Origin of the sequence: Selenomonas ruminantium subsp. ruminantium ATCC 12561 (assembly GCF_000424065.1) — a bacterium.
In the GTDB taxonomy this organism is placed as follows: domain Bacteria; phylum Bacillota; class Negativicutes; order Selenomonadales; family Selenomonadaceae; genus Selenomonas_A; species Selenomonas_A ruminantium.
The window spans coordinates 1-24,181 of record NZ_AUJE01000004.1; the positions used below are offsets into that span (position 1 = coordinate 1).

Consider the following 24,181-nt stretch of genomic DNA (forward strand, 5'->3'; position numbering starts at 1 on the left):
AAGTTCTTGTACGCTATGCACAAATCCTTGATAGCCTGCTTGGTGACATTGTTGGATATACCTAGAAGCCACGAGTATTCTTCAGAATTACGAAGAACGGTGAACTCCTTGCGAAGGTCATAATCACTTTGCAGTTTTCTGCCTTCCCTGAAATTATCCATCTGCTTATCTAAAGCCCAGTTATAGGCAAATCTTGAAGCACCTGCGAACTGAAACAACTTAGTCTGCTGTTTGTTGTTCGGCAGGAGTTTTATTCTGACTGCCTTTATCATCGCACTCACCTCCCTTATACGAATAATTATACCATGCCTTGATGAGCATTGTACTATTTCTGTATCGGAAAGTAAGGTTGCTTAGACTTTTTATCGGTTTTATCAACTTTTTATAAGTTATGCTTGACTGTTAAAAGCCTTCATGCGGTCAAGAATCTGCTGTAGCTGCCGCTTTTGGCGTAAATGGGTTTCATAGTCCAAATCATTGGAATCAATGACCATTCTTTTGTTAATGGCATCAATGCGCGCCTGCAAGCGGGCCATGGCCGCCTGTTTATCATCCATTTCTCTTTCTCCACCTCTTTCCTTACAATTATAGCAAAATTAGTGATAACGCTCAATATACTGTATAATGAAGGATAATAACGCATCGATTAGGGAGTGACCATATGAAACAGGATTTTTATGTGAATCTGCAAACGGAAAAACAGCACCAGTTGACAGCTGTGGAAAAACAAGCCACGCATTATACCGTATATCGCACCATTTGTTTTTTCGCCTTTGTCTTTGCCTGTGCAGGTGCCTATGACGGGCTGACTGGCGCAGATATTTTGGCTGTTTTGCTGCTTTTTCTTTTTAGCTGGCTTGTACGGCAGCACAATAAATCAAAAAGGCAGCTCCAGCTTACCCAAAACACACTCGCCGTCATTGGCGAATATCATTCCAGATTCAACGGGAAGTGGCAGGAAGCAGCCGACAAAGGCACGGACTTTCTAGCCAAAAATCGCCCCCAGGATATCGACCTGCACATCTTTGGCCCAGCCTCTCTCTACCAATATCTCTGCTGCTGCCGCACGGCTTTAGGCAGGCATAAGCTGGCCAAGGCACTGACGGTAACACCGCCGCAACCCGCAACAATCATCCAGCGGCAAAAAGCGGCAGCTGAACTGATTGAGCGGCAGCGTCTCTGCGTGGAACTTTTAGCCCTCAGCCATCGCCTGCCTGTAGGGCATGACACCACCACGCTGATTACCGAAATCAACAGTGAACACCACCAGCCTATCAATTACGCCCTGCAGCGGACAACCTGGATTCTTCCCCTCCTCACTTTTTCTGCCTTCCTATTGGCGCTGATGGAGCTGCTTGACTGGCAAATCCCTGGCTTGTTCGTGCTATTGCAGTTTGCCATCGCTATGCTTTTTCATCGGCGCAATCAGACTATACTTGCCCCTCTGATGTCCATCAATCAGGAACTTCACGCCTATCAGGATTTATTTATCCTCATGGGTGAAACAAACTTTACCAATAAATCCCTGCAAAACATTGCCGATTCGTTATCCCAGGATGCGGCCCCGGCATTACAGAAATTAGCCCGGCTGGCCGACCACGTAAATCTTTGCCGCAATCTCTTTTTCTTTGTTTTGGGCAATGCCCTGTTTCTTTGGGACTGTCATTGTGCCGCCCGCTTTGGCCGCTGGCAGGATAACGCCGCCCAGAACCTAAAAAACTGGCTGGACTGCTGGGCCGAAATGGAACTCTATATATCGCTGGCGATGGCAGGACAAACGAGAGAGAACTATACCTTCCCCAAACTCCTTGCCGGCCCCCCTGCCCTGAAGACAGAAGGCCTGACCTCTCTGTTGCTTGACGAAAAAAAAGCTATCCCTAATGACAGCACTATGCAGGCAGAAACCCGCATTATCACCGGTTCCAATATGTCCGGCAAGACCACCTACATGCGCACGTTGGCCAGCTCTCTGGTACTGGCCTATGCCGGCGCCCCGGTCTGCGCCAAGACATTTGCCTGCACCCCCATGCATATATTCACCTCCATTCAGGTGCACGATGACCAAAGTCAGGGTATTTCCACCTTTTACGCCGAACTTTTGCGCATCAAGCAGATGGTGGATTTCAGCCAAAAACAACAGCCGATGTTTATCGCGATTGACGAGATTTTCAAGGGCACCAACTCCGCCGATAGGATCATCGGTGCACAAGAGGCCATAAAACGTCTTACCCGCCCCTATGCCATCACTTTGGTTTCCACCCATGACTTCGAACTATGCGATTTGCAGTCGCCCAATGAAATCCCCGTAACCAACTATCATTTTGCGGAATATTACGAGGACAACAAGATAAAATTCGACTATAAAATAAAGAATGGCCGCTGTCAGACGACAAATGCCCAATATTTATTGAAAATGGCCGGAATTCTGTAGACAAATGTTTTTTTGTATGATATTATAGGGACTATCTTATCTGGGATGTATCTGTGTTTACTCACAGTAGACACAGCCTTGTTTATATCATGCGAGGAGGACACAATCTATGGAATCATTTATCCCTATGCTTAATGCCATCGACTCCTTTATGTGGGGGCCGCCGCTCATCACCTTGTTGGTGGGCACGGGCATTTATCTGACGCTGCGCTTAAAGCTTTTGCAGGTAGTACGTCTGCCCAAGGCGCTGTCCCTGATTTTCAAAGCCAAAAACCACGGCGAAGGCGATGTATCGAGCTTCAAAGCCCTCTGCGTGGCGCTGGCCGCTACAGTGGGTACAGGCAATATTGTCGGCGTGGCTACGGCGGTGAAAATCGGCGGCCCCGGTGCTATCTTCTGGATGTGGATGGCAGCCTTCTTCGGGATGGCCACCAAATATGCCGAAGGCCTGCTGGCGGTAAAATACCGCAGCACCGACGCCAAGGGCAATATCGCCGGCGGCCCGATGTACTATATCCGTCAGGGCATGGGTGAAAAATATAAGCCTTTGGCCACCTTCTTTGCTGCGGCAACCATTCTCGTTGCGTACTTCGGTATCGGCACCTTTCCGCAGGTCAACGCCATTGTGGATAGTGCGGAAATTTCCTTTGGCCTGTCCAAGGTGCTCACAGGTGCAGTGCTCACGATTCTCATTGCTGCCATCACCATCGGCGGGTTGCAGAGCATTGCCAAGGTCGCTTCCAAAGTCATTCCCTTTATGGCCGTTATGTACATCGCCATCAGCCTGGGGCTTATCGCCATGAATCTTGATGGGGTTCCTGCCGCTGTGGCTTTGATTTTTGAATCCGCCTTCACGGGTACAGCAGCCGCTGGCGGTTTTGCTGGTTCCACCATTATGATGGCCATGCAGAATGGTATCGCCCGTGGTGTGTTCTCCAACGAATCCGGCCTTGGCTCTGCGCCGATTGCGGCAGCCGCAGCCAAGACCAAGGAACCTGCCGAGCAGGGTCTTATCTCCATGACGGGTACCTTTATCGACACACTGATTATCTGCACCATGACGGGTCTGGCTCTCGTACTCACGGGTGTTTGGCAGGGTGATGCTGCCGGCGCAGCCATGACCAGTGCGGCGTTTGCTTCCGCTTATGGTACTTTGGGCAGCAGCCTCTTGACCATCGCTTTGGTGCTCTTTGCCTTCACCACCATCTTAGGTTGGAACTACTACGGTGAACGCGCCTGCATCTACCTCTTTGGCACCAAAGGCGTAATGCCCTATCGCATCATCTTCATCGCCCTGATTGCCAGCGGCGGGTTCCTGAAGCTCGAAGCCATCTGGATTCTGGCCGATATCGTCAACGGCTTGATGGCTATTCCAAACCTCATTGCCCTGATTGCACTCTCTGGTGTAGTTGTGGCAGAAACCGAAAGCTATCTCGCCCGCAAGGGAGAATTAGACGAGGACTCGGATTCCACCATAGTCGCTGAATAAACAAGCACAAAAAAATCCGTGCCGCTTGGCACGGATTTTTTTGTATGCGTAAATTAAAGGCTGCCGCCCAGATTACCTAGCGAATCAATAACAACAGCACAATCCGGTTTTACCTGCTGCAAAATGTAGCGCATTTTCGCTTCGGGAATAGCTACGCAGCCACCGGTTTGCGGCTTTTTATTGCCCAGGCAATGGAGGAAAATCGCAGAGCCCTTGCCCGGCGTTCCCTGTTCATTGTAGCTGATATTCAGGCAGTAAATATATTCGGGATTATAATCCATAATGTGTTCGCTGGCCGCCTTGTTGAGTGACGGATTCTGGCGGACATCCACCATTTCATTGTACTTCATTCCCGGACGGTCATCACCAGACCAGTAAATGTTTTCATCCACCTGCTTGTAGGAAATCGCGCAGCCTGGGTCAGGTGCAATGCCAAAAGCATCCGTAAAATGGAACGTTCCCACAGGGGTTTTGCCGTCCCCTTCTTTGGTCTTGCCCAAGCCATTTTTGCCGATATAGCCCGGCGTGCTCATAAGCTGCTGCCATTGGCCCTGCGCGTCTTTTTCATGCAGGGAAACCCAGGCTGTAGTCTCACCTACCGCACCAACGACCACCATCTGCTGAGCGGTCTTGGCTGCTGGCAGGTTTTTCACCCACTGCGGCGAAGCCTGCATCGTCAGATTGGACTGCGGCAGCTTTTCCACCGGGAAGTTAAAATAGGTATTGGCAAAAGGTTCGTTTCTCAGCGTAAAGTGCCACCATTCCGTATCCAGCGGCTTAAAGCCATGGCGCAGCATTGCTTCCCGCAGGATTCTGCGGTTCTTTAGCTGCTGTTCCGTCAGATTGCCCTTGTAGTCAGGATGGGAAAGTTCACCAAAATAGTCGAAGGTGCCGCCCATATCCACTTCCTTGCCTGTGGACATATCGAAAAGCGTCAGGTCAATCGTGCTGCCCCGACTGTGACCGGATTTGGCATCAATATAGCCGTCAGCAAACAGGCTGTTCTTTTCGACCTGCGGGTAGAAGTAGTCCTTCATGCGCTTGTCGCCTAAGTTCTCAGCCCAACGCACAAAATGGTCAACAGCCCTTTGCGGACGATAGGCATCATAGACTTTCAGGCGGTAACCCTTGGCCTTCACCTCATCGGAAACTTCTTTCAGTGCCAACGCCGCTTCCTTCGTCATCAGCGCACACGGCTCCTGATACCCCGTTATGCGTTCCCCCACAAAATTATAGGTGGAGAAATAACGGATTTCCTGAATGATGTCCGGCACCACATCCGAAAGCACCACAAAATCCGAAGAATCCAGCGGATTCACATTCCGTTCTTCAGCCTTGACTGTTCCGGTAAGATTCACCAGCAACAAGCCCAAGAACATAATCGGCAGGATAAGCCTGCTCCAAAAAGATTTCATCCCCATAAAAACCTCCTTGAATATCCTATCAAATTTAGCCTAATTCTATTTCGACAAAAACAACTCAAATCCTTCCTATTGCCAAGATATTTTTGTTTACAATAATTATCGGCTATTTCTTTCCCTTTATTCTTTACCTTTCCCTTAAATATCACTATAATATAAGGGAAAGAAGGAGGTGTTAAGGGAATGCGTTCATTTAATTATGCAAAAGTCAGGGACATGACCTGGGATTCCGAAATACTCGGCTACATTGCCGCAATATATAAAGCAGCAGGCAAACAGGAACTTTACTTGAAACAACGACCTGCAGAACTAGCCAAACTGGTAGAAATCGCCAAAATTCAAAGTACAGAAGCATCCAATGCCATTGAAGGTATTGTAACCACCAGTACACGCATCCGACAGCTGGTCGAAGAAAAGACCACGCCAAAAAACCGGGACGAGCAGGAAATCGCCGGGTATCGCGATGTGCTGAATATCATTCACGAAAATTTCGATGCCATTCCCATCACACAGAATTTTATCCTGCAACTCCATAAAATTCTTTACAGTCATATGAATAATCCTATGGGGGGGCGCACGAAGAATGTGCAAAATTACATCAGTGCCACTTACCCTGACGGACATACAGAAATTCTGTTCACGCCGCTTGCGCCCTTCGAAACACCCGAAGCGCTCGATAAAATCTGTGCCGAGTACAATTATGTGATTGGCAATGCCGAAGCAGAGCCATTGCTTGCTATCCCCATTTTCATTCACGACTTTCTCTGCATACATCCTTTTAATGATGGAAACGGACGCATGAGCAGACTCTTAACCACACTGCTGCTCTATCGCTGCGGCTTCTATGTGGGGAAGTACATATCCTTGGAAGCCAAAATAGCTAACCATAAAGATGCTTATTATGATGCACTCAGGCAGTCCCAACACGGCTGGCATGAAGGCAATGAAGATGTTGTCCCCTTCATCAAATACATTCTAAGCACGATTATTGCCGCCTATCGGGATTTTGAAGACCGCTTCTCCATTGTGGAAATGAAAACATCTGCGCTGGAAATGGTTCGTAAGGCGTCTCTGCAAAAACTGGGGCGTTTTTCCAAACAGGATATCCGCGAACTCTGCCCATCGCTTAGTGTAAGTTCCATAGAAGGAGCTTTGCGGAAGTTAGTGGCTGAAGGCTATCTAAAACGTGAAGGAAGTGGACGTTCAACCTGCTATATTCATTTAAAATAATCCGCTATACAAGAATGCAAAGTGCCGCTAATGGCGTTATAATGATAAGATAAGTTTCAATAACAAGAAAGTTGGTGCCCACCATGCAAATAAATGATATTCCCGTACTTATCGCCAAGGAACTTGGCGTGACACCGAAGCAGACCTCGGCCGCCATCGAGCTGTTGGACGAAGGCAATACCGTGCCGTTTATTGCCCGCTACCGCAAAGAAGCCACGGGTGCGCTGGAAGATGAGCAGCTGCGTACGCTCGAAGAACGCCTGACCTATTTGCGCAATCTCGTCAAACGGCAGGAAGAAATCCTCGGCAAAATCGAGGAACAGGGCAAGCTGACCGATGAACTCAAAGCCGCCATCGAAAAGGCACAAAAATTACAGGAACTCGAAGACCTCTATTTGCCCTATAAGCAGAAAAAGCGCACCCGCGCCCAGATTGCCCGCGAGCGCGGTTTGGAACCTTTGGCTCAGATGATGCTGGAACAGGCAAAAATCAACGGTACGCCTTTGGAAGAAGCAGGCAATTACATCAACGAAGAAAAGGAAGTTGCCACCGCCGAAGATGCCCTGCAGGGCGCTATGGATATTGCCGCCGAAGTTATCATGGAGGACGCCAAACTGCGCGCCAATATGCGTACCCGCCTTTGGAACAACGGCCATATCGAAACGGAACTCGTGGAGGATGCTGAAGAAGCCGACACCTTTGCCATGTACAAGGATTACAGCGAGCTTATTCATACGCTGCCTTCTCACCGCATTCTCGCCATTAACCGCGGCGAAGCCAAGGGCTGTCTCAAAGTCCATGTCACGATTGACGCCGAGGACTGCCAAAGCCGAATTTTCCGCCGTATCAGCAAGGCGCCCTCAAAATGGGATGAAACCTTGAAAGCCGTTATCGAGGACGGCTGGAAACGCCTACTGTTCCCGGCATTGGAGCGCGAAGTCCGCAGCCAGCTCACCGAAGATGCCGAAGCACAGGCCATCAAGATTTTTGGCGTGAACTTAAAACAGCTGCTCCTGCAGGCGCCCCTTGCCGGTCATACCGTACTGGGCCTTGACCCGGGCTATCGCACGGGCTGCAAGATGGCCGTTGTCGATGCCACCGGCCATGTGGTCGACCACGGTGTAATTCAGGTAACGCAGAGCGAAGGGGCGAAAGCCGCCGCTGCCAAAACGGTACTGGGCCTCATAAAAAAACATCATATCACGCTGATTTCCATAGGCAACGGTACGGCGTCCTACGAAACGGAGCAGTTCACGGCCCAGCTGATTGCCGACAACCACTTGACGGATGTGCATTACCTGATTACCAACGAAGCCGGCGCCTCCGTCTACTCCGCTTCGGCACTGGCCAAGGAAGAACTGCCCGAATACGACGTCACCATCCGCGGCGCGGTATCCATTGCCCGCCGCATTCAGGACCCGCTGGCCGAACTGGTCAAAATCGACCCCAAAGCCATCGGCGTAGGGCAGTATCAGCATGACGTCAACCAAAAGGAACTGGGTGCGACCCTCGATGCCACCATCGAAAGCACGGTAAACCATGTGGGCGTTGACCTCAACACCGCCAGCGGCGCACTTCTCAAACATATCGCAGGCATCAACGCCACCATTGCCAAAAACATCGTGGCTTACCGCAATGAAAACGGCATCTTCACGAGCCGCAAGCAGCTGCTGAAAGTGCCCCGTTTGGGTCCGGCCGCCTTTACCCAGTGTGCCGGCTTCCTGCGCATTGCGGGAGGCAAATCGCCCTTGGACAACACCCCGGTTCATCCGGAATCCTACGAACTGGCCGAAAAACTGTTGGCGCGCCTGGGCTTTAGCTTAAATGACCTCAACGATAAAGATGCACTGGCCATGCTGGCGGCCAAGGCCAAACTTGCTGACTGCGCTAAGTTAGCCAAGGAGTTGGACGCAGGCGAACTTACGGTCAAGGATATTCTCGATGCCCTTGTAAAACCGGGCCGCGACCCGCGCGAAGACCTGCCGGCACCGCTTACCCGTCAGGCAGTTGTGAAGCTTTCCGACATCAAGGAAGGCAGCATTATGCGGGGTACAGTGCGCAATATCACAGACTTTGGTGCCTTTGTCGATATCGGCCTCAAAACTGCCGGTCTCATCCATATTTCCGAAATGAGTCAGAAACGCATCAAGCATCCGCTCGATGTGCTGGCTGTCGGAGATATCATCAAAGTCATGGTCATCAGCGTTGACGAGAGCCGCAACCGTATCGGCCTGTCCTTAAAACAAGTACCGAAGGAGAACATCGGATGAGTTTGTTAAATAGAACACTTACCGCCATTGAGCCGGCCAATCACGAATTAGCACAGCAGGCAGCCGCCCAGCTGACCAAGGTTATGGAAGGCGACGAAGATTCACTGGGGCTGCTCAAAGACCTGCTGCTCAAATATCTGGCCATAACCGGCGAAATGCACCCTGCCGCCCCCGATAAATGCACGGTTATCTGCTGTGCCAGCCACGGGGTTGCCTCCGAAGCCGTCAGCGCCTATCCGGAGGAAACCACCCTGCAGATGACCAAGAGCTACCTGATTGGTCAGGGGGCAGCCGCCAATGCCTTTGCCAATTTTGCCGACAGCGAAATCTTTATCGCCGACTTCGGCATCAAGGCAGATAACATCGATATTCCGGGGCTATTGGACTGCCGGATTGGCAACGGCACAGATAATATCGCCCAAGGCCCGGCCATGAGCCGCGAGCAGGCCATCGCCGCCCTTGAAAAGGGCATTGAACTGGCTGAAAAGCTCATTGCCGAAGGTTTTGACTGCCTGCTGCCCGGCGAAATGGGCATTGCCAACACCACCGTCAGCGCTGCCATCTGTGCGGCTATCTGCAAAAAAACGGCGGCCGAAGTCACAGGCCGCGGTACGAATATATCCGATGAACGGCTGGCTAAAAAGACTGCCATTGTCGAAAAAGCATTAAGCCTCAATCAGCCAGATAACACGGATGCTATTGATGTACTGGCCAAAGTCGGCGGCTTTGAATTCGGCGCCATTGCAGGACTCATGCTGGGCTTTGCCGCGCATCATAAAGCGGTAATCCTGGACGGCTCCAACTGTGCCGCCGCCGCCCTGATTGCGCAGAGGCTGGCACCGGATTGCGTAGATTACTTCCTGCCTTCGCATCGCGGCGGCGAACCTGCGCAGGGCTTTGCCCTCGAAAAACTCGGCCTTACGCCGATACTGCACCTCGACCTGCGCCTCGGCGAAGCCTGCGGCAGCTCCATTCTCGCCCGCGAACTCGAAGCCATGCTGAACCTTTGGGATGTCGTTAGCCATCTGCCCCATGACCCGGTGGAAACGCCGTTCCAGCAAGCCTATATGCCCAATCTCGCCCCTAAAGTCACCAACAAAACCTTTGATTTTTACCTCTCCACCATGCAGGATTTGGATACTCAGGCGATGGAAGCCTGCAAGGAGCGCCTGGATAATCTGGTCAAGCCCTTGGAAAGTTTGGGCGCATTGGAACAGATTGTTACGGAAATCGCAGGCATCATGGGCGATGAACTGCCCAACTGCGATTTAGACCGAGCCCTGCTCTGCTTCACCAGCAAGGTGAGCAATCCCCTGCAAATGCAGCTTACTGCCGCCAGCTCGCAAAGCGCGAAAGCCGATGTCACCATCGCCCATGTGCGCGAAGGTCTGCCTCTAACGGCTGCCTTTGACTTTGGCCGGGAGCAAGGCGAATTTTTATCCCTGTCCTACCCGCTTTTAGGCCTCTCCATGACCGAAATAGACGAGCACGCGCCCTTCGGCACAACGGCAGAACTTCTGCGGCAGGAACTCTTAAACGCCGATGGCAGCCTAAAGTATCCTGCCGATGAATTCCTCGCCCATGCACCGGAAGCCGTGCAGCCCTTTATTGGGGCGATGATTGGCGCCATCATCGCTGCCGCCCATAACAGTGCCTTTATCATCTTAGATGACGAAGCCAGCGAAATCATCGCCCGCTATACAGAGCTGCTCTGTCCTGCAGTACGCCCCTATATCCTCCATGTACAGCCCCTGCTTGTGAAAGCAGACTGCGCCCTGTCCGGCGGACTTATCGCGGGCCTTGGCATGGATATTGCCGAAGCTTCCCTCTACATGCTGAACTATATGCGCACCTTCGCCGAAAGCAAGGTCGCTATCGCCAGCGACGGCCCGGGAGCAGAGCGTCAACAGAACTAAACACAAAAGCATGTCAGCGGAAATCATAATCATCCTGATGCGAATCACGCTCCAACGGATAATCCAGCCCCATCGTGTGGATAACCAGCACGATATCGGGCTGGTTTTTCTTTATATAACTGCGGATACTGCCCTTGAACCAGCGCGGGTCAAGAATATCCATCTGCTTCACGCAGAGCGCCAGAAACGGCGCCACGCTGTTGGCAAAGGAATCCTTCACCAGAAGAATTTTGACATCCGCAGCCTCCTTGGCAAAGTTCTCGATATGAATCAGGGAGCAGTCAGCATAATTATAGGCCGCATAGGGATTGGAGCCATAAAAATCCTTCCGTTCCACCTCATGCCTGTCATAGGTGACGGAAAAATCGCCATAGGTGTCAATGCCCAGCCCCGGAATTTCATAATGCAAGCTCGTAGAAAATTTGGGATAAAGAAGCATAAAATCATCAGGCTCTGCCAAAACTCTGGTCCGCCGCTTTCCCTGACTGCCTAGAAAATAGACTGGAAACTGCTCCTGCCAGTAGTTTTCCGGCTGCAAAAGTTCCTCTCGCAAGGGTACACCCGCTGCCTCTTTCAGCCAGTCCGCAACCTGCCCCGCAGCCCACAAACCTGTGGTCGGCAGCCAATGATGGTCCGTGCGGAAGAACAGCTGATGATAGGACCTATCCGAAAAAGCCGCCTGCATGCGCGGATAGAGGTCAAGGGTGTCTATGCCGCGGTTCTGCAAGCCCTGCAGCATCGCATCTTTTTTCTGCAGGCTAAAATCCACCTTCCCGATGAATTCACCATCGCTCGTTTCGTCCAAGGCCGGCGGATTGGGCACGAACAGGAACTTTGCTCCCTGCTCCTTGCAAAAATCCGCCAAACCTGCCGTTTCCTCAATGTATTCCTGAATGTCAAAGGGAAGCGTGGGGAAAAACAGCCAGCCATCCGGCAGCACCTGTACGCTGCCGGTCGTTATGGGCCGGATGTCCCAGCCAATAAGCTGGTCATAGCGCCTGCCTGTTTCGACAATACCCGTATAGCCGGGAAAATACGTTTCGCTCCAACTGGCAAACCGTGCCTGCTCCTCCCGCAGTTTATTTTCCCGATAGCGCATTTCCGCCAACAGATTCCGCTCCGGTTCCGGCTCTAAAAAGGGATAAAGGCCAGCCCAGTCAATATCCTTTTCCCGCGGATGGATGCGCTCCGGCAATCGCCAATTATCCCAAAGGACCAGCTGCGTCAGCGCGTTATCCCACTTGCAGCCTTCAATCAGCACCACCACGGTAAACCAGCGCAGGAATATCATCAATAAAGCCAGCACCAAAACGCCTGCGCAAAAACGCATCATATAGTCACGCATGCTCATAGCTGCACCTCAAAAGTTAAAATAGATAAACGGATTGTAATTTCCGGCTACGGTAGCGATAATGGAAAGCAGAAACAACGCTACCGCCAGACAAGGCTCGACCACAGGCTGCCAAAGCGCCCAATGTTTTGCCACCCACGGATAGATGGGGAGAGAAAAGATAAGCCCCAGCAGCCAAACTATCCCGCCGTCAAAGAGAAAATGCCCCGCCAACTCGTCATAGAGGGGGTTGCCAGCCAGCCCCCACATCATGCCCATATAGGCAAGACTCTGCGCTAAATCAGGGGATTGAAATACCACCCAGGCCATAATGACCGCCAACAGGGTGTAGATATGTCCGAAAACGCCCAGGCGCTCGGCAAAGCCGGTGAACTTCTCCAGAATCAGCAGGCAAAAATAAATCAGGCCCCAAAGCAGGAACGTCCAATTCGCGCCATGCCAAAAACCGGTCAACGACCAGACAACAAAGAGATTCAGTGCCAAACGGCTTCGGCTGCAGCGGCTTCCCCCCAGCGGAATATAGACATAATCCCGGAACCAGGAAGACAGCGAGATATGCCAGCGGCGCCAGAATTCCGTCACACTGCGGGAGATATAGGGGTAGTTGAAATTCTCCCGGAAGTGGAAGCCGAACATCTGCCCCAAGCCAATGGCCATATCCGAGTAACCCGAGAAGTCAAAATAAATCTGGAATGTATACGCCATAGCCCCGAGCCAGGCTGCCGCCACAGAAAGCGGTTCCTGCTCAGCCATAAACCTTGCATCCAGGGCAATGACGGCAAAATAATTGGCGAGCAGTACTTTCTTGGCAAGACCATAGATAAAACGTATCATGCCGTCCGTGAAATCCTGCCGCGTTTCCTGCCGCTGAAGGATTTCCCGCTCAATATCGGCATAGCGCACAATCGGCCCCGCAATAAGCTGCGGAAACAATGCAATATAGAGGCCTACATGCAGAACATTGTTCTGGGCCTGCGCCTTGCCATAGTAAATATCGAACAGATAGGACAGCAGCTGAAAGGTAAAGAAGGAAATGCCAATGGGCAATGCCAGCTGAATGGCGGAAAAATCCGTCTGCAGCAAAAGCCCTAATTGCGCTGCCGCAAAAGTCAGGTACTTAAAGACAAACAGCATGCCCAAATGAAAGGCCGCACCCAAGATAAGCCAGCGCTTGCGCGCTTCTGGCGATTTTGCCCTGCTCATCCTTAGCCCCACCTGCCAGCCAACGACGATGGAAACAATCATCAGCCAGACAAAGAACGGCTCGCCCCAGGCATAGAACACAAGGCTTACCAGCAACAATAAGATATTGCGAAACTTCCTGCTCCGGCAAAAGGGGTTATAGTAGAGCAGGAGAATCAGCGGCAAAAACATAAATAGAAAGATATTTGACGAAAAAACCACGGCGCCCTCTCCTTTACAATATTTTCGCTAGATTTATCCTTCCCTATTCGACATTTCACCTTCGACTTCCTGCCGCAGAAAAGCTTTGCCAGACTGCACCGTGATATACAAACGCCGGCAAAAAACAGCCCCCAAGAGCTTTTTGCTCTCAGGGGCTGTTTTCCGTAAAGTTTTCCTGCTGATTTTAATATTTTCTTTTAGGCTTCCCGTGCCAGCATTGCCTGCTGACAATGCGGACATACGCCATAGAAATAGTATTGCTGGCCGGTAAGCTGATAACCGGTCTCGGCCATTACCTGCTCCGAAAAATCCGCCGTCGGCAGGGTCCTTACATCATCGACCCGCCCGCAGTGCATACAGCGGATATGGGGATGCGGACTGATACGGGCATCATAGCGGAAAGAATCCTCTCCCACATTCAATTCCTGTACAAGCCCGACTGCGCACAAAATATTCAACGACTTGTAAACCGTAGCCAGACTCATGGTGGGATAATCAGGCAGCAGTTCCTGATACAAGGCTTCGGCACTGGGATGTTCCGTAGTATGCGCCAGCGCATTATACACCGCCAGCCGCTGCGGTGTGACCTTGAAACCACGCTCCCGCAAAAGCGCCGTAACTTCCTTCGGTTTCAATCCTACACGCATAGTTTTCCTTCCTCACTAACAAATAATTATTCTTCTTTGCGATTTATTCTAAATAAAAATGCACCTCCTGTCAAGAAGGTGCATCTATTTATTTCCTTTATTCCGCAGTCGTAACTACGCCATACATCGTCGTATCATTCTTGGTCTGAATGTAGAACTCCGTACCTGCCGGCAGGTCGATATTCTTGCCGTTGACAAAGGCACCGCCGATGATGCCGATGGGGCCGAGAAGAACCATCCCCGCTACACTGGCACCAGCCGCCATGGCCAGATTCTTCATTTCCTTTTTGGCTTCCTCTCCGACAAAGGTTGCCACATAAGTACCATCAATGGATTTAGTCTGCTTGTAGTCAATTTGCAGCTGGGCATTGCGGCCGAAGTTCCGCGCCTGTTTAACCTTCAAAACAGTACCATCCCCCGGCTCACCTTTGGCAAAAACCAGCTTGCCATTTACGATAACATCAGCAGCAACCTTATAGCGAAGCGTATCGCCCTTTTTCAAATTCTTGGTATTCACGGGGTCAACGAGAGCTACTTTAATCAGCGTATTCTTCGGTACATTGACCTGTTCCATGGGCAGATCCACAGTGCCAAAGGAAGCAGATGCCAATGCCTGAATCCGTTTTTTGTATGTTCCCTCATTGGTCTGACCGTTAATGGTCATTTCCATATCTGCTACACGCTTTTCGACGGAGTTCATGCTCACTTCATGGTCGATGTTCCATTCAATAGCATTGAGCTGTGCCAGTATGGAAGGCTTGCCTCCATTCGTATACACTTCATCATAAAGGGCATCCACCCGGGCCATCATACTGCCCGTATTATGACTGCCGTTATAATCTTTTTCCAATTTGTTTATCCGGTCTAAAAGTGCACCAGTCTGCTCTGTTCCATAAGTATCCTTCTCCACAGCAGAAAGTTTTGCCTGCACCGTTTCCGGGGTTGCTGCACTAGCCATTCCCACAGATGACACCAAAAGCATCGCGGACAGGAACAGCGCACATACTTTACGGAATTTCATAAATTCGTTCCTCCATTCGTTTCATCTTCTCCCTGATTATTCTACCATATTTTAGCTGTTATTTCTTAAAAATCAGTTAGAAACATCCTGTTTTTCCTGCATTTTTGCATGCTCATATTGCTCAGCCTTAGTTTCCGGTTCATGATTGCCTGCCGGCTCCGGGTGAATGAGAATATCGAAAGCACCAAACTCCGCATGAATTTTTTCCTCCAATTCATCGCAGATAGCATGTACATGGGCCAGATGCATATTGCCATCAAAGAGCACATGTACGTCCAATAACTTATAGGAACCAGATTTGCGGGTGCGCAGGCAGTGACAGCCCTTGACTTCTGGTATGCTGTCAATAATGGCCATAATCCGGTTTTCCTGTTCCTCCGGCAGACTCACATCAGTAAGTTCCATAGTGGAATTCACGACCATTTTCCAGCCTTCCCGAAAAATAATGAGGGCCACCACAATGGCAATCGCTCCGTCCAGCCAGGCCCAGCCGGTAAATTCCATCAGAATCAGGCCCAGCATAACGCCCACGGAAGTCCAGACATCGGCCCGCAAATGCAGACCATCGGCCTCCAACGCCTGCGATTCCGTAAGTTTTCCTACAGAAATCAATTTCTGCGATACAAGCAGGTTGATTACAATGGATACCAGCATGATGGCCACACCAAAATGCAGCATTTCCGGCACGTTATCCTGCCCCAGATGCTCAAAGGCCTCATAGACGATTCCTCCAGCAGCCGCCACAATCAAGAGGGCTTCTACTGCGGCAGACAAGTTCTCAAATTTGCCATGACCATAATCATGTTCCAAATCCGGCGGAGTTACGGATTTTTTCACCGCCCAGAAGGCAATCAGGGAGGCCAATAAATCCACACTGGAATGGAGCGCCTCCGAAATCAAACTCACTGCCCCTACCCAAATTCCCACAACCAGTTTCAACAGCACCAGCACTGTGTTGGAAATAATGGATAGATACGCTGTATCTTTTTTTAGCACATCGATTTCAGTCATAGGAGGCTCCCTTCTATATACGAAAACAAGTCTCCCCCGATTTGGAGGAGACTTTAAACATTTACTTGTTGCGCGGCTGCTCGTAGATAAAATCCACTACGGTCTGCATAGGCGAGGAGGCCACAAAAGGCAATTCCGGCGTCGCTTCTTCCGTTTGCTCGACAAACTGCTTGCTATCGTAGACCTGTACCTTGGACGACAGAATCCGATAGACCATTTTTTCCTTGTTAAACTGCATCTGGTAAATATAACGGCGGTTCGTACGAGCCTTAATCACAGCCACCTGTGCCTGCACCAAGTCATACGTCTTTTTCGCATTATTCGGCTGCATTTCCGTAGTCGTAGAATACGATATGGAATCCACATCTACATAATATCCCGTGGGCCCTACAGCATCTACAAACTGCATATTTTCTGCAAAAACCGTGGTGGCTGCCAATAACCAAACACCTAAAAACAATGGCAAAATCCGCCTTAATCTCATCTATTCCGCTTCTTTCTATAATTCATATTGAACATCATCTAAACAAAATTCATTATAACGCCTTTATGCAAATTTTGCCATAAAAAAATCAACAAATTCGCGGCACAATATTCCCCAATGGCATATCCACAACCCGGATTCCGCCAATACCTGTCCGCAAGCCAACAGTTCCCGGGGCCTCGGCCGTAACCTCACCGATGACTCTGGCCTCCTGGCCATAAGGACTTGTCCGCATCGCCTTGAGCACCTTTTCGGCACTCTCTGCGGGCACAAAGGCCACGCACTTACCCTCATTAGCTAAATAAAGCGGATCAAAACCGAGCATATCGCAGACGCCCTGCACTTCAGGATGGATAGGAATTTCATCCTCGTCAATCAAAATACCGCAATGCGAAGCTGCGGCAATCTCATTGAGCACTGCCGCCACACCACCGCGAGTCGGGTCACGCATAACCGCAATATCCGGTGCGGCTTCGAGCATGGCTTGGGTCATTTTATTGAGCGGCGCACAGTCTGTCTGCACACTGGCGGGCAGATTGATATTGTGGCGCCCTGCCATAATAGCCGCCGCATGGTCGCCGATATAGCCGGAGAGAATCACCTTCATGCCCGGCTTGACGTTTTCCGGACTGATATGCGTACCGGGAATCTTGTCGCCAATCCCGGCCGTGTTGATGAAAATGCCGTCGGCCTTGCCCTTCTCCACCACTTTGGTATCGCCGGTGGCAATGACCACGCCGGCTTCATCGGCCATCTTCTTCATCGTACTCACGATGGTCTGCAAATCCTTGATGGGAAAACCTTCCTCGATAATCATGCCTACCGACAGATAACGCGGAATGGCCCCCGTCATCGACAGGTCATTGACCGTGCCACAGACGGCCAACTTGCCAATATTGCCGCCCGCAAAAAATAAAGGCTGTACCACATAGGAATCCGTGGTGAAGGCCACTTCGCCCTTCATCTCCACCAAAGCCCCGTCATGCAGGGTATTTAAAACCGGATTGCCATAGGCCGGCAGGATAACCTGCTCCATCAGTTCCTGACTCACCTTGCCCCCGGCACCATGGGCCAGGGTCACTTTATCATTTGCCATATTCAAACCTCCCCTGACCATATTTATACCAGGCCGCGCATACACCTTCCACCGACACCATGCAAGGGCCGATAGCGTGCGTAGGCACACAGGCCTTGCCAAACAGCGGACATTCCTTGGGCGTTACAATGCCCCGCAAAACCTCGCCACAGCGGCAAGCGGTCTTTTTCACCACTGTCTCTACTTCCAGCGGCAAAACCTGCTCAATATCAAAGGCCGCATAATCAGCCTTCATCTTGAGCCCGGACAGGGGCACAATCCCCATGCCGCGCCAGCTTGTATCACAGGGCTCATAAACCTTATTGGTAATCGCCATGGATACGGGATTACCCTCGGTCTTTACCACATCGGTGTACTCATTTTCCACCCTGGCTTCGCCGTTTGCCACCTGCTGCACCAAACGGTAAAGGCCGCGCAAAATCTGCAACGGCTCAAAGCCTGTAACCACGCCCGGCACGTGATACTTGCCGATTACCGGCTCATATACACCTGTTCCCGTGACCACCGATACATGCCCCGGCAGGATAAAACCGTCCACATGGACTTCTTCATCGTTTAAGAGTGCTTCCATCACCGGTGGCACCAGTTTTTGCGCCGATAGCATGTATAGGTTCGTTATCCCCTGCTGCTCAGCCGCGAGCACCGTAGCGGCCGCCGTCGGTGCCGTGGTCTCAAAGCCCACCGCCAGAAAGATAACCTTCTTGTCCGGATTGTCCTTGGCAATCTGAATGCTGTCCAGCGGCGAATACACAATGCGGATATCCGCACCATTGGTTTTCGCTTCATTGAGACTGGACTTGGAACCGGGAACTTTAAGCATATCGCCAAAGGTCGCGATAATCACATCATCACGCTGAGCGTAGGCAATGGCCTTATCCATATAATCGTCCGGCGTCACACAGACAGGACAACCGGGGCCGGATACAAGCTCCACCGAATCCGGTAAAATCTGCCGCAGGCCTGCGCGGAAAATCGCCACCGTATGCGTGCCACAGACTTCCATAAACCGCAATTTGCGACCGGTCGATGCAGCCAGTTCACCGATTTTTTGCACAAGTTCTTTGGCAAAAGCCCGTTCTTCCGCTTTCGTCAGTTTCTCCTTAACTTCCGTCACAGCTTATCCACCGTCCTTGGCGCTCCACGCATTTCTGCCATCAGGGCATAGGTTTCCTCTGCGTCCTTCTCCTCCACCTTCTGCATGGCAAAGCCGGCATGCACCAATACATAATCCCCCAGCTTCGTCTCCGGCAGCAGCATCAGGCTCACATCACGAGTCACTCCCGCAATATCCACCGTGCCCATGGCATCCTTTATCGCAACTACTTTGGCAGGAACAGCCAAACACATAGTATTACCTCCTAACACTTCATCCATCCCTCAACGGGAAGGATTTTGCTGACTACTGTCAACGCAAATATATTTCTGCTTGAAACAGGGCGGCGGGCGTATTGTGCCGAAGCGTTTGCCTCTTAGCGTTAAGAAATTATTTTTGCCGCCTGTGAAAATGCCTACTGTTTGAGCGCAGCGAGTTTAGGCATTTTCATAGGCATCAGGCAAAAATAATTTTAGCTAAGCGGCAAAGCGCAGGAACAATACGACCGCCGTCCTGTGCCACCACGCATTATCTTATTGCTGAGAAATCCTCTGCAACTTTATTGTAATCCATATCGTCAACATGCTCACGTTTGCGCGGCTCAATCCCCCAGTTTTTGAGTTCCTTGAGCGCCTGCTCCACCATCTGCGGCAGCAGTTTCATCATACCATCCGACAACTCAACGCCGGCCTCCACATCATAGGGCTGCGCGCCAATGACCACCACATCGGGAATCTTATGCCCCGTAACGGTTAAGAGCCCCAGCACGTCCTGTATGCCGACCTCATGAGCCGATAATTTATCCTGAAAATGCTCCATCACATCATCATTATGAAAACGGAATGTCGTGCCCGGCTCCGCCCCGCCATTGATGGAATCAATGACCAAGAGTTTCTCTGTACCCGTAACATACTGCGTGAGTTCAATGCCCAGCGTACCGCCATCCACAATCTGCACGGAATCAGGAAATTCATAATGCTTGTCGAGGTATTCCGCCACCCGCACGCCAAAACCTTCGTCGCGCAGAATGACATTGCCGATGCCCAAAATCGTCACTTCGTTTTTGTAAAGCACATTATCCAGACTGGACTTCCCGCCAGCCGCAAATACATCAGCCATGCTTACTGTCCTTTCTTGGCGGCAATCTTTTTCAGCAGCCAGTCACACCATTCTTCAATGCCCTGCCCCTTGGTGCAGGAAACTTCCAGCACCTCAATGCCCGGGTGCAGGCTCGTAATATCCTTCTTGGCCGAATCCATATTAAAATTGCAATACGGTGCCAAATCCACCTTGTTCAGCAGGGCGATTTCGCTTTCCTTGAACATCAGCGGATACTTTAAGGGCTTATCATCGCCCTCAGTCACGGAGAGCACCACTGCTCTGGCATCTTCGCCAAGCGGGAATTCTGCAGGGCAGACGAGATTGCCGACATTTTCCACCACCAGCAAATCCAGCTCATCCAGATTCATTTCCTTGACGGTCTTCTGCACCATATTGGCATCGAGGTGGCAGCCGCCCGCCGTATTAATCTGAATCACCGGCACGCCGTATTTATCAATACGTTCCGCATCCTTGCTCGTAAAGAGGTCTCCCTCGATAACCGCCATCTTGATTTTATCTTTAAGGCGCTCCATGGTCTTTTCGAGCACAGAGGTCTTTCCTGCCCCCGGCGAGCCCATGAAATTCAGCACAAAGACCTTTTTATCCTGAAACATCGCCTGATTTTCGGCGGCGATACGGTCATTTTCGCCCAAAATATTTTTGATAACCTTAATTTCCATCAGTCTACCTCCAAATATTCCACCTGCATCTCCCGGCCGGAAATAGTCGTAAGCACGCCATTTTCACATTCCGGGCACCAGAAATCATAATGTTCGATATGAAACTCCTTGCCACATTTGCTGCATCTGCCGATAAGCGGGACATGTTTTATCTTCAGCTGCGCCCCTTCAGCAATCGTGCCCTGCACCAGCATATTAAAGGAGAATTCCAAGGAGTCCACCTCTACGCCGGACATTTCTCCTAGCAGCAAGCCAACTTCGTTGACCTTCTGCGCATTGTTCCGCTTGGCATAATCCAATGCAATATCCAAAATTCCCTCGGCAATGGCCATCTCATGCATAGTTTTCCACCTCGTTTGCATCTTTCGGGAGCGTTCCCCCAGCCGACACATAATGAAAACGCCTTCCCCGCCAACACTAATAAGGGCAGGGAAGGCGTAATCCTAAGCTGTGATTTACAGGATGGCATCCAATCCACGAGCATGCAAAGCCTTCAGAATATCGCCAAGCTTCGTCTTCTCCGGATTGTAATCCACCGTAGTCTCACCATCATGCGCATGGATGTGAACATACAGAACCCCGGGCATTCCCAGAAGTTCCTTTTCCACTTCCTGAGCAATCTCCTCAGTATAACCATGCACGATAAACTGCAGACGGGTGTTTGCGCCACCCTCATGCCCGCAGCCACACTCTTTACACATTGGGCAGATCCTCCTCTATTATAAAAATCATGCGTACCCGTCACCTGGCGCTCATGGATGAGCGCCTGCGGACGTAAATCGCGTGATGCGATTTCAGTCCGCTGTTTCTTTTGGTCCTTTTCTTTGCACCAAAGAAAAGGACAGAAATTACGCATTAACAATAACCACTAGCCCTACTTGCCCATTGTGGTCAAGTAACAACTAAATCACTTCAGCGTCCCATCAAGATGACCTGCATCACGCGGTTCATGCGCCAGGATCTTGCTGCCGGAGAACATGGAGGATACTTCACTTTCACCTTCCATAAATTCTGCACGGATAACCATGTAAACATGGCCGATAGCAAAGAGGATAATACCCCAAGCTACATAATGATGTACGAGATGTGCCATCATTTCACCGCCCAACAGCGGGATAATCCAACCAAAAAGTGTACCGCCGATACCAAACGGGTCCGTCATATAGTAAATGCCGAAACCGGTGATAATCTCGATAAGCACCAACACATACAGGAACGCATAAGAGCAGCGCGCCAGCGGGTTACGCAGATAGGACGCATGCTCTGCCTTCAGGAACATATAGTGCATTGCCACATCTACGGTATTACGGTAGAAATATCCCTTCCATACATGGGGGAACAACCGGTCACCACGATTGATGATGAAACCATAGATTTTAAAGATAAAGGAAGCACTGAACAGATAGGCTGCGAGAAAATGGATATTGCGGATATTATCCACGGTCATGCCGGAGAACGTCGGCTCAGACGAATAGATAATCCACGGGCTGGTAATCATCAAGCCTGTAACAAACAGCACACAGATGGCTACCACCATAATCCAATGAAAGATCCGCAGCCAAGGACTAAACAGGTAATATTCCCTGCGAACTACTTCTTTCATAGCTTTTTCCTTTCTGCAGATTACTTGTCCACCCGGGTACCGGAGTACGGGTCCGTAGTGATGACGTTAATCTTCTCCCCCTTGGCATTGAACATATGCGTTGCACAGGCCATGCAGGGGTCAAAGGAGCGGATAACCTTCACGATTTCGAGCGGCTTGTCAGGCACTTTCACCTGCGTGTCCTTCATGGCCATTTCGTATGCGCCATTGCCAGCATCATCATCACGCGGGCAGGCATTCCAAGTCGTCGGTACAATGCACTGATAGTTGTCCGTCTTGCCGTCCTTGATGGTGATGTAATGGGACAGAGCGCCACGGGGTGCTTCGTAAAGGCCAACACCTTTGCATTCTTTCGGCCAGGTGCTGATATCCCATTTATCGGAGTTAGCCACCTTGGTATCGCCACTCTTGATATTGGCAATGAGCTTGTCAAAGAAGAACTTATTGATTTCAGCAGCCAGCTGGCAGTCGAGTGCACGGGCAGCCGTACGGCCTACCATCGTGGGCAGCCATACTTCCGGAGCCAGGCCCAGAACCTTGGAAACTGCATCGAGCTGGTCAAGCATCATCTTTTCTGCCCAGGTCATATCCGGCAGCAGGCCCTTCTTCGCCTTAGTGTAGATGATGATATAACGGGCCAGCGGGCCAACTTCACAGAGTTTGCCTTTCCATTTCGGCGTCTTCAGCCAGGAATATTTGCCGCTTTCATTGAGCGCCTTCCAATCCGTTTCCGTGCCTTCTTTAGGAGCGGTGAACTTAGGTGCAGTAACACCTTCCCAAGGATGGCGGTCTTTCTTCCCGGCAGGATACTCGTACCAAGCGTGGTCAACGCTTTCCGTAATATTTTCCGTCGTAACATCTTCTGCGGTTACCTCCGTGAACTTCGCAGCTGCGAGGCCCTTGCCGAAGTCTTCAACTACACCATTGCAGCGGATTAAGAGGTTCTTGAAGAAACCGCCATCGCTGGTGCCCGTATAGCCTTCAATCGGATATGCACCATAGCCCAGCACACAGGTCTTGGCCATGCCGCCGCCATCTACGCGGCCAGCTTTCACATAAATTGCGCCAATGGCCAGCAGATCCGGCAGATAGTAGTTGTTCACGAGACTTCTGCCCATATTGATGGCTCTGTCCACGATTTCGAGGCGAGCCGTGTTCACCGGCGCATTGCCATCGTCAAGCGAGATGGAGCAGGGCATGCCGCCAACCACATAATGCGGATGCGGGTTCTTGCCACCGAATATAACGTGCGGCGTAACCAGTTCACGCTGCTTGTCCAGCATTTCGAGATAATGCGCTACAGCCAGGAGATGAACTTCTGGCGGCAGCAGCTTGTAATCGGGATGATCCCACCAGTTGGCGGAGAAAATCCCCAGCTGACCGCTTTCCACGATAGCTTTTACCTTACCCTTGATCTGTTCAAAATACTGGGGCGTAGCTGCCGGGAAATCATGCTCATAAGCTTCCGTTACAGAAGTATCCGGTGCACGGAACGGCAGTTTATAGGTATTGAGGAGCGTGTTCTGCAGATTAGCTGTAGCAATGGCATCTGCAGCCAATGCCTCTACCGGGCTGACCCAGTCCAGGGCATGGAGGTGATAGAAATGCACGATATGATCCTGCACCGTCAGCGTTGCCGCCATGATGTTACGGATATAATTGGCATTCTTCGGAATCGCAATGCCCAAAGCATCCTCTACCGCACGGACAGAACCCAAGGCATGTGCCGTGGTGCAAACACCGCAGATACGCTGGATATACGCCCATGCATCACGGGGGTCACGGTCTTTCATAACCAGTTCCAGACCACGCCAGGCAGTACCGGAGGAAAGAGCGTCAGTGACTTTCCCCGTTGCTTCATCAACCTGTACCTCAACACGAAGATGACCTTCTATGCGAGTTACCGGATCTACTACTACATGTTTCATTTATT

General features: G+C 50.9%; 23 protein-coding genes. 5 read left to right on the forward strand and 18 right to left on the reverse strand.

Going from position 1 to position 24,181, the window contains the following annotated elements:
- Both G598_RS16860 and G598_RS0102770 read right to left on the reverse strand, forming a co-directional pair.
- Positions 1-272 (reverse strand): helix-turn-helix domain-containing protein (locus G598_RS16860; protein WP_037363057.1); only part of this gene is annotated, 272 nt, incomplete at its 3' end.
- A gap of 117 nt (positions 273-389) precedes the next feature.
- Entirely contained in the window at positions 390-557 is a 168-nt protein-coding gene (locus tag G598_RS0102770) for a hypothetical protein (RefSeq protein ID WP_026765644.1), read from the reverse strand.
- A 104-nt stretch (positions 558-661) separates the two neighbouring features.
- On the opposite strand from G598_RS0102770, the gene G598_RS0102775 reads away from it, so the two are divergent.
- Positions 662-2,431 (forward strand): MutS-related protein, encoded by a 1,770-nt coding sequence (locus G598_RS0102775; protein WP_026765645.1) that lies wholly within the window; start codon positions 662-664, stop codon positions 2,429-2,431.
- Between the two features lie 109 nt (positions 2,432-2,540).
- Entirely contained in the window at positions 2,541-3,920 is a 1,380-nt protein-coding gene (locus tag G598_RS0102780) for an alanine/glycine:cation symporter family protein (RefSeq protein WP_026765646.1), read from the forward strand.
- Between the two features lie 53 nt (positions 3,921-3,973).
- Here the strand turns inward: G598_RS0102780 and G598_RS20225 are convergent, their stop codons facing one another.
- Positions 3,974-5,341, reverse strand: a complete 1,368-nt coding sequence (locus G598_RS20225) for a M15 family metallopeptidase (protein ID WP_245582738.1) — start codon at positions 5,339-5,341, stop codon at positions 3,974-3,976.
- A gap of 183 nt (positions 5,342-5,524) precedes the next feature.
- On the opposite strand from G598_RS20225, the gene G598_RS0102795 reads away from it, so the two are divergent.
- From G598_RS0102795 to cobT, 3 genes are all read left to right on the forward strand, one after another.
- Complete coding sequence (locus G598_RS0102795) at positions 5,525-6,571, forward strand: Fic family protein (RefSeq protein WP_026765647.1); 1,047 nt, start codon at positions 5,525-5,527, stop codon at positions 6,569-6,571.
- 83 nt (positions 6,572-6,654) lie between these two features.
- Positions 6,655-8,841, forward strand: a complete 2,187-nt coding sequence (locus G598_RS0102800) for a Tex family protein (RefSeq protein WP_026765648.1) — start codon at positions 6,655-6,657, stop codon at positions 8,839-8,841.
- Positions 8,838-10,757 (forward strand): nicotinate-nucleotide--dimethylbenzimidazole phosphoribosyltransferase, encoded by a 1,920-nt coding sequence (cobT, locus tag G598_RS0102805; protein ID WP_026765649.1) that lies wholly within the window; start codon positions 8,838-8,840, stop codon positions 10,755-10,757. Before G598_RS0102800 ends, cobT begins: the two co-directional genes overlap by 4 nt.
- 13 nt (positions 10,758-10,770) lie before the next feature.
- Here cobT and G598_RS0102810 read toward each other — a convergent pair whose 3' ends face one another.
- The 15 genes from G598_RS0102810 to G598_RS0102880 all read right to left on the reverse strand — a co-directional run bounded on the left by G598_RS0102810 (position 10,771) and on the right by G598_RS0102880 (position 24,176).
- Entirely contained in the window at positions 10,771-12,108 is a 1,338-nt protein-coding gene (locus G598_RS0102810; protein ID WP_026765650.1) for an alginate O-acetyltransferase AlgX-related protein, read from the reverse strand.
- A 9-nt stretch (positions 12,109-12,117) separates the two neighbouring features.
- Positions 12,118-13,512: an MBOAT family O-acyltransferase gene (locus tag G598_RS0102815; RefSeq protein ID WP_026765651.1), complete on the reverse strand. Its 1,395-nt coding sequence runs from the start codon at positions 13,510-13,512 to the stop codon at positions 12,118-12,120.
- Between the two features lie 197 nt (positions 13,513-13,709).
- On the reverse strand, positions 13,710-14,159 hold the full coding sequence (perR, locus tag G598_RS0102820) for a transcriptional regulator PerR (RefSeq protein WP_026765652.1): 450 nt from the start codon (positions 14,157-14,159) through the stop codon (positions 13,710-13,712).
- 97 nt (positions 14,160-14,256) lie between these two features.
- Positions 14,257-15,180: a hypothetical protein gene (locus G598_RS0102825; protein WP_026765653.1), complete on the reverse strand. Its 924-nt coding sequence runs from the start codon at positions 15,178-15,180 to the stop codon at positions 14,257-14,259.
- 72 nt (positions 15,181-15,252) lie between these two features.
- Positions 15,253-16,191, reverse strand: coding sequence for a cation diffusion facilitator family transporter (locus tag G598_RS0102830; RefSeq protein WP_026765654.1), 939 nt, complete (start codon positions 16,189-16,191; stop codon positions 15,253-15,255).
- A gap of 61 nt (positions 16,192-16,252) precedes the next feature.
- Positions 16,253-16,675: a hypothetical protein gene (locus G598_RS0102835; RefSeq protein ID WP_026765655.1), complete on the reverse strand. Its 423-nt coding sequence runs from the start codon at positions 16,673-16,675 to the stop codon at positions 16,253-16,255.
- An 88-nt stretch (positions 16,676-16,763) separates the two neighbouring features.
- Positions 16,764-17,771: a hydrogenase expression/formation protein HypE gene (hypE, locus tag G598_RS0102840; protein WP_026765656.1), complete on the reverse strand. Its 1,008-nt coding sequence runs from the start codon at positions 17,769-17,771 to the stop codon at positions 16,764-16,766.
- The gene (gene hypD, locus G598_RS0102845; protein ID WP_245582739.1) at positions 17,761-18,885 is read right to left on the reverse strand and encodes a hydrogenase formation protein HypD; all 1,125 of its coding nucleotides are present in this window, start codon (positions 18,883-18,885) and stop codon (positions 17,761-17,763) included. Before hypD ends, hypE begins: the two co-directional genes overlap by 11 nt.
- Positions 18,882-19,118 (reverse strand): HypC/HybG/HupF family hydrogenase formation chaperone, encoded by a 237-nt coding sequence (locus G598_RS0102850; protein WP_026759518.1) that lies wholly within the window; start codon positions 19,116-19,118, stop codon positions 18,882-18,884. The genes hypD and G598_RS0102850 overlap by 4 nt, the downstream gene beginning before the upstream one ends.
- A gap of 274 nt (positions 19,119-19,392) precedes the next feature.
- A complete protein-coding gene (locus G598_RS0102855) occupies positions 19,393-19,983 on the reverse strand; it encodes a HyaD/HybD family hydrogenase maturation endopeptidase (RefSeq protein ID WP_026765658.1) in 591 nt (196 codons plus the stop codon).
- A gap of 2 nt (positions 19,984-19,985) precedes the next feature.
- Positions 19,986-20,645, reverse strand: coding sequence for a hydrogenase nickel incorporation protein HypB (gene hypB / locus G598_RS0102860; protein WP_026765659.1), 660 nt, complete (start codon positions 20,643-20,645; stop codon positions 19,986-19,988).
- Positions 20,645-20,986: a hydrogenase maturation nickel metallochaperone HypA gene (gene hypA / locus G598_RS0102865; RefSeq protein ID WP_026765660.1), complete on the reverse strand. Its 342-nt coding sequence runs from the start codon at positions 20,984-20,986 to the stop codon at positions 20,645-20,647. The genes hypB and hypA overlap by 1 nt, the downstream gene beginning before the upstream one ends.
- Positions 20,987-21,100: 114 nt before the next feature.
- Positions 21,101-21,346, reverse strand: coding sequence for a cation transporter (locus tag G598_RS0102870; protein ID WP_026765661.1), 246 nt, complete (start codon positions 21,344-21,346; stop codon positions 21,101-21,103).
- A 206-nt stretch (positions 21,347-21,552) separates the two neighbouring features.
- The gene (gene cybH, locus G598_RS0102875; protein ID WP_026765662.1) at positions 21,553-22,248 is read right to left on the reverse strand and encodes a Ni/Fe-hydrogenase, b-type cytochrome subunit; all 696 of its coding nucleotides are present in this window, start codon (positions 22,246-22,248) and stop codon (positions 21,553-21,555) included.
- Between the two features lie 20 nt (positions 22,249-22,268).
- Positions 22,269-24,176: a nickel-dependent hydrogenase large subunit gene (locus G598_RS0102880; protein ID WP_026765663.1), complete on the reverse strand. Its 1,908-nt coding sequence runs from the start codon at positions 24,174-24,176 to the stop codon at positions 22,269-22,271.
- Positions 24,177-24,181 lie beyond the last annotated feature (5 nt).

Coding starts and splice junctions, on each gene's coding strand:
- G598_RS0102810 (WP_026765650.1), bottom strand. CDS start 12,108: ATGAGCATGCGTGACTATATGATGCGTTTTTGCGCAGGCGTTTTGGTG.
- G598_RS0102870 (WP_026765661.1), bottom strand. CDS start 21,346: ATGTGTAAAGAGTGTGGCTGCGGGCATGAGGGTGGCGCAAACACCCGT.
- G598_RS0102850 (WP_026759518.1), bottom strand. CDS start 19,118: ATGTGTTTGGCTGTTCCTGCCAAAGTAGTTGCGATAAAGGATGCCATG.
- G598_RS20225 (WP_245582738.1), bottom strand. CDS start 5,341: ATGGGGATGAAATCTTTTTGGAGCAGGCTTATCCTGCCGATTATGTTC.
- G598_RS0102775 (WP_026765645.1), top strand. CDS start 662: ATGAAACAGGATTTTTATGTGAATCTGCAAACGGAAAAACAGCACCAG.
- G598_RS0102780 (WP_026765646.1), top strand. CDS start 2,541: ATGGAATCATTTATCCCTATGCTTAATGCCATCGACTCCTTTATGTGG.
- G598_RS0102825 (WP_026765653.1), bottom strand. CDS start 15,180: ATGAAATTCCGTAAAGTATGTGCGCTGTTCCTGTCCGCGATGCTTTTG.
- hypA (WP_026765660.1), bottom strand. CDS start 20,986: ATGCATGAGATGGCCATTGCCGAGGGAATTTTGGATATTGCATTGGAT.
- hypE (WP_026765656.1), bottom strand. CDS start 17,771: ATGGCAAATGATAAAGTGACCCTGGCCCATGGTGCCGGGGGCAAGGTG.
- cybH (WP_026765662.1), bottom strand. CDS start 22,248: ATGAAAGAAGTAGTTCGCAGGGAATATTACCTGTTTAGTCCTTGGCTG.
- G598_RS0102830 (WP_026765654.1), bottom strand. CDS start 16,191: ATGACTGAAATCGATGTGCTAAAAAAAGATACAGCGTATCTATCCATT.
- perR (WP_026765652.1), bottom strand. CDS start 14,159: ATGCGTGTAGGATTGAAACCGAAGGAAGTTACGGCGCTTTTGCGGGAG.
- G598_RS0102800 (WP_026765648.1), top strand. CDS start 6,655: ATGCAAATAAATGATATTCCCGTACTTATCGCCAAGGAACTTGGCGTG.
- G598_RS0102835 (WP_026765655.1), bottom strand. CDS start 16,675: ATGAGATTAAGGCGGATTTTGCCATTGTTTTTAGGTGTTTGGTTATTG.
- cobT (WP_026765649.1), top strand. CDS start 8,838: ATGAGTTTGTTAAATAGAACACTTACCGCCATTGAGCCGGCCAATCAC.
- hypB (WP_026765659.1), bottom strand. CDS start 20,645: ATGGAAATTAAGGTTATCAAAAATATTTTGGGCGAAAATGACCGTATC.
- G598_RS0102770 (WP_026765644.1), bottom strand. CDS start 557: ATGGATGATAAACAGGCGGCCATGGCCCGCTTGCAGGCGCGCATTGAT.
- G598_RS0102795 (WP_026765647.1), top strand. CDS start 5,525: ATGCGTTCATTTAATTATGCAAAAGTCAGGGACATGACCTGGGATTCC.
- G598_RS0102880 (WP_026765663.1), bottom strand. CDS start 24,176: ATGAAACATGTAGTAGTAGATCCGGTAACTCGCATAGAAGGTCATCTT.
- G598_RS0102855 (WP_026765658.1), bottom strand. CDS start 19,983: ATGGCTGATGTATTTGCGGCTGGCGGGAAGTCCAGTCTGGATAATGTG.